General features: G+C 68.9%; 8 protein-coding genes. 4 read left to right on the top strand and 4 right to left on the bottom strand.

Annotation, left to right across the window (positions count from 1 at the left end; all coding sequences use genetic code 11):
- Positions 1-260: 260 nt before the first annotated feature.
- Positions 261-1,472, bottom strand: coding sequence for a tyrosine--tRNA ligase (gene tyrS, locus O9255_RS14855; protein WP_297867644.1), 1,212 nt, complete (start codon positions 1,470-1,472; stop codon positions 261-263).
- Positions 1,473-1,640: 168 nt separating this feature from the next.
- Here tyrS and O9255_RS14850 point away from each other — a divergent pair, with 168 nt between their 5' ends.
- On the top strand, positions 1,641-2,927 hold the full coding sequence (locus O9255_RS14850; RefSeq protein ID WP_297867643.1) for a peptidoglycan DD-metalloendopeptidase family protein: 1,287 nt from the start codon (positions 1,641-1,643) through the stop codon (positions 2,925-2,927).
- 6 nt (positions 2,928-2,933) lie between these two features.
- Positions 2,934-4,076, top strand: a complete 1,143-nt coding sequence (locus O9255_RS14845; protein WP_297867642.1) for an anhydro-N-acetylmuramic acid kinase — start codon at positions 2,934-2,936, stop codon at positions 4,074-4,076.
- 30 nt (positions 4,077-4,106) lie between these two features.
- Here the strand turns inward: O9255_RS14845 and O9255_RS14840 are convergent, their stop codons facing one another.
- Genes O9255_RS14840 through O9255_RS14830 form a run of 3 tightly spaced genes read right to left on the bottom strand, consistent with a single transcriptional unit; the run spans position 4,107 to position 6,538 of the window.
- Complete coding sequence (locus tag O9255_RS14840) at positions 4,107-4,391, bottom strand: hypothetical protein (protein WP_297867641.1); 285 nt, start codon at positions 4,389-4,391, stop codon at positions 4,107-4,109.
- Positions 4,392-4,419: 28 nt separating this feature from the next.
- A complete protein-coding gene (locus tag O9255_RS14835) occupies positions 4,420-5,778 on the bottom strand; it encodes an MFS transporter (RefSeq protein WP_297867640.1) in 1,359 nt (452 codons plus the stop codon).
- The gene (locus O9255_RS14830) at positions 5,768-6,538 is read right to left on the bottom strand and encodes an exodeoxyribonuclease III (RefSeq protein ID WP_297867646.1); all 771 of its coding nucleotides are present in this window, start codon (positions 6,536-6,538) and stop codon (positions 5,768-5,770) included. Before O9255_RS14830 ends, O9255_RS14835 begins: the two co-directional genes overlap by 11 nt.
- A gap of 134 nt (positions 6,539-6,672) precedes the next feature.
- Here O9255_RS14830 and pyrE point away from each other — a divergent pair, with 134 nt between their 5' ends.
- Positions 6,673-7,323: an orotate phosphoribosyltransferase gene (gene pyrE / locus O9255_RS14825; RefSeq protein ID WP_297867639.1), complete on the top strand. Its 651-nt coding sequence runs from the start codon at positions 6,673-6,675 to the stop codon at positions 7,321-7,323.
- 6 nt (positions 7,324-7,329) lie between these two features.
- Positions 7,330-8,031, top strand: a complete 702-nt coding sequence (locus tag O9255_RS14820) for a DUF4124 domain-containing protein (RefSeq protein ID WP_297867638.1) — start codon at positions 7,330-7,332, stop codon at positions 8,029-8,031.
- Positions 8,032-8,045: the final 14 nt, after the last annotated feature.

Here is an 8,045-nt window from a genome sequence, read left to right as displayed (position 1 = left end):
TTCGCCCGAGGGAGCCGCACACTATACAGCAGTTTCGAAGTTCGTCAACACCGTAAAGCGAAACTTTCTTCTCAACCCCCCTCCGCAACTCCGCCCCGTTTCCGGGCCGCCCTGCGAAGGGGCGCGAACTATAGGCAACCGACGCAGCGCGTCGCAAGCCCTTCACGGTGTTTTGTCCGCCGAGGGGGATCGCCGTTCAGTTTCAGCCGCGAAAACGCGGCCGAACGCGGCCCGAAACTGAACGAGGGTGCGCGGAACCCTCAGCCCGCCACGAGGCGGATGCGCGCGAAGGTGCGCTTGCCGACCTGGAGAACGGCCTCAAACCCCGGCACGAAGGCGCGTTGCGGGTCTTCGAACACCTCGCCATCAATACGTACGGCGCGTTCTTTCAGTTTGCGCATCGCTTCGGAGTTGCTCGGCGTCAGTCCGGCCTGCGTCAGCAGGGCGGCGATTCGCAGCCCTTCCGCCGGTGCCGCGAGTTCCGTCAGAGGCAGCTGTGAGGTATCGCCTGCGCCAGTGACCACCGCCTCCCAGCCCGCGATCGCCTTTTCGGCCTCCGCCACGCCATGGAAGCGGACCGTCAGTTCGCGCGCGAGGCGCAGCTTCAGATCGCGCGGATGGAGGGTGCCGCCCGCGACGTCCGCCTTCAGCGAGCCCAGCTCGGCCAGGGAGATCTCGAAGCTGAGCAACTCGATCCATCGCCACATCAGCTCGTCGCCGATCTTCATCGTCTTGGTGACGATGTCGATGGCCGGCTCGTTGATGCCGATGTAGTTGCCGAGCGACTTGCTCATCTTGTTGACGCCGTCGAGGCCCTCGAGCAGCGGCATCGTCATCACGACCTGCGGCGCCTGCCCGTGGTGCTCCTGCAGGCCGCGGCCCATCAACAGGTTGAAGCGCTGGTCCGTGCCGCCGAGCTCGACGTCGGCCTTTAGGGCCACCGAGTCGTAGCCCTGCACCAGCGGATACAGGAATTCATGGATGGCGATCGGCTGCTGGTTGGAGAAGCGCTTCTGGAAATCGTCGCGCTCGAGCATGCGCGCCACAGTGTGCTGGGCCGCCAGCTTGATCATGTCGGCCGCGGACATGGCGCCGAACCACTCACTATTGAAGCGGACCTCGGTCTTGTCCCGGTCAAGGACCTTGAAGACCTGGTCGGCGTAGGTCTGGGCGTTCGCCAGCACATCCTCGCGCGTGAGCGGCTTGCGGGTGGCGCTCTTACCGGTGGGGTCGCCGATCATCCCGGTGAAATCGCCGATCAGGAAAATGACCTGGTGCCCGAGGTCCTGGAACTGCCGCATCTTGTTGAGCAGCACGGTGTGGCCGAGATGCAGGTCGGGCGCGGTTGGATCGAAGCCCGCCTTGATGCGCAGGGGACGGCCGGTGGCGAGGCGGGCGGCGAGGTCCTCGAGCTTGATGATGTCGTCCGTCCCGCGCGCGAGTTGCGCAAGGGCGGTGTCCGGCGTGGTCATGGGCGGCACTTCATGAAGATGAAAGGGTGAGCAGCGGCCCGGTTCGGGCGCCGGCGCGTTAACCTCAGGTTAAACGCCGGGGCCAAAAAAACCAATCGCTTCAAAGGTTTGACGATGGTTTTCCGCTGTGCGTAAGTTACGGCCGTTGCCGTCCTCCGGAGTTGCGCCTTGTCGAATGCCCGCCGTCTCGCGCCCAAGGCGCCGCGAGCCCTGCCGATCGCCCTTGCGGGCGCCCTTGCCGTGCTACTCGGCTCGATCGTTCCGGCGCTGGATGGCGCGATGGAACGGGAAGCCCAACCGGAGCGCGTGACGCAGGCCATCGCCCTGCCCCCGCCGCCGGCCGCAACGGTCGCCAGCGCGCCGCGCAATGACTGGCAGACGGTGCGCATCGCTTCCGGCCAGACGCTCGGCAGTGTGTTTGCCGACCTCGGACTCCCGGCCAGCACCATGCATCGTGTGCTGGAGGTGCCTGAAGCCAGCCAGATGGCCACGCGTCTGCGCGTGGGCAGTGAACTCGCCTTCGAGATCGGCGCCGACGGACAACTCAAGGGCCTCCGCTTCGACCAGGACGAGAGCAAGCGCGTGCAATTGGCGGTCTCGGAGGACGCCATCGAGCGCGAAGTGATCGAGCGGCCGATGGAGCGCCGTGTGGTGATCGCCGGCGGCACGATCCGCAGCTCCTTGTTCGCTGACGGCGCCAAGGCCGGCCTCAGCGCCGCCGTCATGAACGACATGGTGAAGGCGCTGCAGTACGACATCGACTTCGCGCAGGACCTCCGCGAAGGCGACGCCTTCCAGATCGTCTATGAGGAACTGTGGCGCGAAGGCGAGCGCCTGCGCGACGGCGGCGTGGTCGCGGTCAACTTCATCAACCAGGGCAAGCCCTATACGGCCGTGCGCTTCGAGCAGAACGGCCAGTCGGAGTTCTTCGACCTCGAGGGCCGCCCCCTGCGCAAGAGCTTCATGCGCACGCCCATCGAATTCGCGCGACTGAGCTCGGGCTTCGGTGCGCGCCGCCATCCGATCCTCGGCCGCATGCGCATGCATAAGGGCGTTGACTACGCCGCACCGACGGGCACGCCGATCTTCGCGGCCGGCGACGCGCGGGTGAAGTTCGCCGGCTGGCAGAACGGCTACGGCCGCACGGTCATCCTTGACCACGGCAATGGCATCACCACGCTGTATGCGCACATGTCGCGCCTCGGCAGCTATCGCGTGGGCCAGCGCGTGCAGCAGGGCCGCACCATCGGCTACGTCGGCACCAGCGGCCTGTCGTCCGGCCCCCACCTGCACTACGAATTCCGCGTCAACGGCGTGCACCGCAACCCGTTGACCGTGACGATGCCGAAGCCCGAGCCGCTGACCGGCGCGGCGCTGGCCGAGTACCGCCGCGCCACCGCCCCGGCGCTGGCCCAGCTGAAGCGCATCGAAGGCTTCCAGCTCGCGGCGCGCTGACCGGCCGTGCCTTCGCAGGGCGACGCGCTGTTCGTCGGGCTGATTTCCGGCACCAGCGCCGATGGCATCGATGCCGCGCTGATCTCGGTTTCGCCACCCATCGTGGGCACCGCGCCGCGTATCGCGGTGCTGCGCGCACGCACCACCCCTTACGAGCCCGACCTTCGCGCCACGATCCTGCGCGTCTCGCAGAGCGAGGCGACGGTGCATCTCGATGAGTTCGGCGCGCTGGACAGCGCGATCGGCGAAGCCTTCGCGCAGGCGACCCTGGCGCTGCTGGACGAGGCCGGCATCGCAGCGGCGCAAGTGCGCGCGATCGGCTCGCACGGTCAGACCCTTCGGCACCGGCCGCGGCCGCCGCACCGGTTCACCCTGCAGGTGGGCGACCCGAACGTGATCGCCGAACGGACCGGCTGCGACGTGGTGGCCGATTTCCGGCGCCGTGACGTGGCCGCCGGCGGTGAAGGCGCGCCCTTGATGCCGGCGTTCCATGCCGCCGTGCTGGGCGACGCCCACGAAGTGCGTGCGGTGTTGAACCTCGGCGGCATCGGCAACCTCACCCTGCTGCCGACGACCGGCCCGGTGCGCGGCTTCGACACCGGCCCGGCGAACGGATTGATGGACGCGTGGTGCTTCGAGCACACGAGCCACGCCTATGACGCCAACGGCGCCTGGGGTGCCACCGGCCGCGTGCTGCCCGGACTGCTGCAGCGCTGCCTCGCGGAACCCTGGCTGGCCCTGGCGCCGCCCAAGAGCAGCGGCCGCGACCAGTTCCATCTCGGCTGGCTGCGCGAGCGGCTGGACGGCGACGAGGCGCCGCAGGACGTGCAGGCGACGCTGGTGGAATTCAGTGCGCGCAGCATCGTGGATGCGCTGCGTGCCACGCAGCCGGACACCACGCGTGTGATCGCCTGCGGTGGCGGCGTGCACAACGCCCTGCTGATGGCGCGCCTTGCCGCCCTGCTGCCGGGCGTCGCGGTCCAAAGCAGCGCCGATCACGGCATCGACCCCGACGCGGTCGAAGCGGCGGGCTTCGCCTGGCTGGCCTGGCAAACGCTGGAGGGGCGGCCGGGCAATCGCCCGGAAGTGACGGGGGCCGCCGGCCCGCGCGTGCTGGGCGTGATCGTTCCGGGGCGTCGCGGCGGCTGAGGCCGCACGGCAGCGCAGGCCCGGTCGGTCTCAGCTGCCTTCGGAAGGATTGCGCGTGTACGCCGGCGCGTCGTTGGGCAGATCGGTCATCGCGTTCATGGCTTCGTAGAATGCGCGGGCTTCCTCGTCGTTCCATGCGCCACGCAGGCGGGCGATGTCGCCCGGCACCGGCGGCGGCTCGCGCTCGGCCATGCCGAGCGCCTGCTTGAGCAGGTGCAGGATCACGTCGTTGAGCGGCCAGCCCTTCTGACGGGCCAGCTCTTTCAGCCGTTCGGCCACACGCTCATCGATGTCGCGGACGAGGAAATCGGCCATGGGGGCGGGCCGCGCTCCGTGGAAGGGGTCAGGATTTCGAGCTTACGCCCGCGGGCGCATGGCGCGCCAGCCACGCCACCAGCGCGATCGCAGGCAATGCCAGCGCTGCGGTGCCCGCGAAGAACAGGGCGTAGGCCTCCATCAGCGGCCGCGTCTGGGCCAGCGTCTCGACGATGACGCCGGAAAAGCCCTTCATCACCTTGCCGAGCAATGCGTAGAACGAACTCAGCAACGCGTACTGGGTGGCGGTATAGCCGACGTTGGTGAGGCTCGACATGTAGGCGATCAGCGCGATGCCGGCGAAACCGGCGCTGAAGTTGTCGATCGCCATGGCGATGCCGAACACGACGTTGTCCGCACCGGACAGGGCGAGCCAGGCGAACGCGAGGTTCGACAACGGGCCCAGCACCGCGCCGAGCAGCAGGGTCGGGAACAGGCCGAGGCGCAGGGCGGCGACGCCCGCCGCCGCGGTGCCAAGGAACGTGGCCGCGAGGCCGATGCCGCCACGCACCGTGCCGATGGTTTCCTCAGCGATTCCGAGATCGGCGTACAGGGGGTTGGCCATCGGGCCCATGACGAAATCCGCGAGCCGATAAAGGCTGATCGCGGCGAGGACCGCCAGCGCCATCTGCCGGTGTTGGCGAAAGAAGGCGATGAAGGGGCCGAGGATTGCGTCGTAGAGGCCGCGCGGCGTCCACAGCGGCGGCAGGCCGACCGTCGATGGCCCCATGCTGCGCGGTTCACCGACGAACAGCACCACGACGAGGCCGGCGAAGGCCATCGCGGCGAAGGCGGCGTAGGACGAGGCCCAACCGACCTGCGCGGCCACCAGGAAGATCAGGGCGTCGGTCAGCAGCAGCGCCGTGCGGTAACCGAGCTGGTAGGCCGCACTGAGGATCGCCAACTGGTCGCTGCTCTCGGCGCACTCGATGCGCCAGGCGTCGATGACGATGTCCTGCGTGGCGGACGCGAGCGCGACGCCCAGCGCGATCGCCCCGAACAGCTGCAGGTGGCCCTTCGGCGTCAGGATCGCCATGGCCAGCAGTCCGAGCACCACACCGCCCTGCGCCAGCAGCAGCCAGCCGCGGCGCCGGCCGAGGCGACCCAGCAGCGGCACCGTGGTGCGGTCGACCACCGGCGCCCACAGGAATTTCACCGAATAGGCGATGCCCACCCAGGAGAGGAAGCCGATGGCCCCGAGCTCGATGCCCTCGGTGCGCAGCCAGAAGCCCAGCGTGTTCCCGACCAGCATGAAGGGCAGGCCGGCGGCGAGGCCGAGCACCAGCAGCAGCGCCACCTTCGGGTCGCGCACGCCACGCATCACCTCGCGCCAGCCGGGGCGCGGGGCGGCTGCAGGCGTCGAGGTCGCGGTTGAATCAGTCGGCATAGTCGACGACGAACGGCGCATGGTCGGAGAAGCGCGGCTCCGGGTGGATCGCACAATCCTTCAGCCGCGACCCCAGACCGGGGCTGACCAACTGGTAATCGATGCGCCAGCCGACGTTCTTGGCCCGCGCCGCGCCGCGCTGGCTCCACCACGTGTAGTCCTGTCCGTCCGGGCGCAGGTGCCGGTAGGCATCGACCCAGCCATCCTCGTCGAGCAGGGCCGTCAGCCAAGCGCGCTCCTCGGGCAGGAAGCCCGAGTTCTTCTCGTTCGACTTGGCGTTGCGGATGTCCTTCGGCGTGTGCGCGATGTTCCAGTCGCCGCAGACCACCACATCGCGGCCCGAAGCCAGCAGCGCCTGCAATTGCGGCCGGAACCAGCGCATCACCTCGAACTTGAATCCCTGGCGCTCGTCGCCCGAGCTACCAGACGGCAGGTACAGGGAAACGACGGACAGCTTGCCGAAGCGGGCCTCCAGCCAGCGCCCCTCTTCGTCGAACGGCGCCCAGCCGAGGCCGGTGGCGTAGGCGTCCGGCTTCGCGCGGCTGTAGACCGCCACGCCCGAATAGCCCTTCTTCGTCGAGGCGTCGCGGAAGGCCACGTGCCAGCCGGCCGGGCGGAACAGCGCGTCGACGAGCTGGTGCTCCTGCGCCTTGGTCTCCTGCACGCACAGCACGTCGATGCCGGACGCAGCGAACCAGTCGAAGAACCCCTTGCTGGCGGCGGAACGCAGGCCGTTGGCGTTGAAGCTGCAAATTCGCATGGAAAGAAGGGCCAAGGATCAGGGCCGGATTGTCGCCGATCAGGCCATGCCGCCGCGCGTCGCAGACCTGCAGATGCGCGGAGAATGGCCTTTCCGCTAGCCTGACGGCCTTTCCGACCGATGCCGGAGCCCGCGTGAGCGCCTATCGCCAAGCCTTCCTCGACCTGTCGCTGCGCGCGGAAGCGCTGCGCTTCGGCGAATTCCATCTGAAGTCGGGCCGCACCAGCCCGTACTTCTTCAACGCCGGGCAGTTCAACACCGGTGCCACGCTGTCGGGCCTCGCCGACTGCTACGCCGAAGCCTTGCTGGAGAGTGGCGTGGCCTTCGACATGCTGTTCGGCCCGGCCTACAAGGGCATCCCGCTGGCCACGGCGCTGGCGATGGCGCTGGCCAAGCGCGGCCGCGACGTGCCGGTCGCCTTCAACCGCAAGGAAGCCAAGACCCACGGCGAGGGCGGCACCCTGATCGGCGCCCCGCTGAAGGGCCGCGTGCTGATCGTCGACGACGTGATCACCGCCGGCACCGCCGTGCGTGAGTCGGTGGAGATCATCCGCGCCGCCGGTGGTACGCCCTGCGGCGTGCTGATCGCGCTGGACCGGCAGGAACGCGGTGCGGAGGGCCAGCGTTCGGCCGCGCAGGAGGCCTCGGCCGCACTGGGCGTGCCCGTCGTCTCGGTCGCGCGGCTGGACGACCTGTTCACCTTTGTCGCGGACCGCCCGGAACTGGCCCTGCATCGCGAGCGCCTGATGGCGTATCGTGCGGCTTACGGTTCGATCGACGGATGATCTGACATGGCCCGTACCGCCCCCGCCCGCCGCATGATGCGGCCCGCCACGCTGGTGATCGCCCTTCTGGCCGCGCTGCCGATGGTCGTCGGCCCGGTGTTGGCGCAACGCACCGACGCGACCGCGGAGAGGAAGCTCTACCGCTGGACGGATTCCAGCGGCAAGGTCCACTACACCGACGCCCTGCCGCCCGACGTGGTGAACCAGGCGCGCGCCGAACTGAGTGCCACCACCGGCCTCGTGCGCAGTACCGTCGACCGCGCCCTGACGCCCGAAGAACGCCGCGCTGCCGAATTGGAGGCCCTCCGTGCCGCCGAGGCCCAGGCGCGCGTCGAGAACTCACAGCGCTCCGAAGAGGCAAAGGTCAGCAGCTTCCGCACCGAAGAGGACCTGCGCATGGCCTACATCGACCGCCAGAAGGTGATCGACGAGACGCTCGAAAGCCTCGAGGCCGCCATCAATTCGCAGCGCGGCAGCCTGCACCAGCAACTGGGCGTCGCTGGCGATGCCGAACTGGCCGGCCGCCCGGTGCCGCGGCGCACGATCGACGTCATCTTCGAACTGCGCGAGGAGGTGCAGAAGCAGGAGCAGGCGCGCGTCGAGCGTGCGGCGGAGCGCCAGGTGCTTGGCGAGGAGATGGAACTGCTGATCGTGCTGTTCCGCGAGCGCCAAGCGGCCCGCGAGCGCGGGATGGCCACCCAGATGTGACCGCCCGGTGCCGG

The sequence above is a fragment of the Silanimonas sp. genome, from assembly GCF_027530345.1.
Lineage (GTDB): Bacteria > Pseudomonadota > Gammaproteobacteria > Xanthomonadales > Xanthomonadaceae > Silanimonas.
The sequence above is the reverse complement of the archived record's forward strand: the minus strand, read 5'-3'. Positions and strand labels throughout refer to the sequence as shown.